Origin of the sequence: Buttiauxella izardii (assembly GCF_003601925.1) — a bacterium.
GTDB classification, from domain to species: Bacteria; Pseudomonadota; Gammaproteobacteria; order Enterobacterales; family Enterobacteriaceae; genus Buttiauxella; species Buttiauxella izardii.
In genome coordinates, this window is record NZ_QZWH01000075.1 from 1 (window position 1) to 670 (window position 670).

A 670-nucleotide genomic window follows, 5' to 3' on the forward strand; every position below is an offset into this window, starting at 1 on the left:
AAAACGTGATGCTGGAGCACCCGGAATACTGGAAACACCATTATCACGGCAATAACAGTGATTGCCGCCTGGCTCGTGGATACAGCTTCTCGGATCGTGTCCGCTATTACTGGCCGGATCGTGACATTGACGAGGCGTATTCAAATCTTGTTACTAATCTGGCTGGTGAATCTATTCCTTTGCCCCTCATCAGTCAGTATCTGCCCCTTCAATACGCTAAGGTCCGTGAAGGAAAAATTGCGGCCACGCCACATGAACTCATTATCGACCATATCCAGGACGTACTGCACCAGTACCATTGTGCCTGTCTGGGCACACAGTCATCTAATTAACACAATGATAATAAGAGGAAAAAAACATGCCAAACATTGTATTAAGCCGCATTGATGAGCGACTGATTCACGGCCAGGTAGGCGTTCAATGGGTCGGATTTTCCGGAGCCAACCTCGTCCTCGTCGCTAACGACGAAGTCGCTGAGGATACGGTGCAGCAAAATCTGATGGAGATGGTTCTGGCGGAAGGGATCTCCGTGCGTTTCTGGTCGCTGCAAAAAGTGATCGACAATATTCATCGCGCAGCCGACCGCCAGAAAATCCTGCTGGTTTGTAAAAACCCTAATGATTTTCTGACATTAGTAAAAGGTGATGTGCCGGTGTCGAGGATTAACGTC

Annotated in this window: 2 protein-coding genes; both read left to right on the forward strand. The window is 48.5% G+C overall.

What is annotated here, in order from left to right; genetic code table 11:
* Nucleotides 1–332 (forward strand): class II D-tagatose-bisphosphate aldolase non-catalytic subunit (locus tag D6029_RS22210; RefSeq protein WP_208642710.1); only part of this gene is annotated, 332 nt, incomplete at its 5' end.
* A 26-nt stretch (nt 333–358) separates the two neighbouring features.
* The coding region (agaV, locus tag D6029_RS22215; RefSeq protein WP_120066838.1) for a PTS N-acetylgalactosamine transporter subunit IIB at nt 359–670 on the forward strand (312 nt) is incomplete at its 3' end.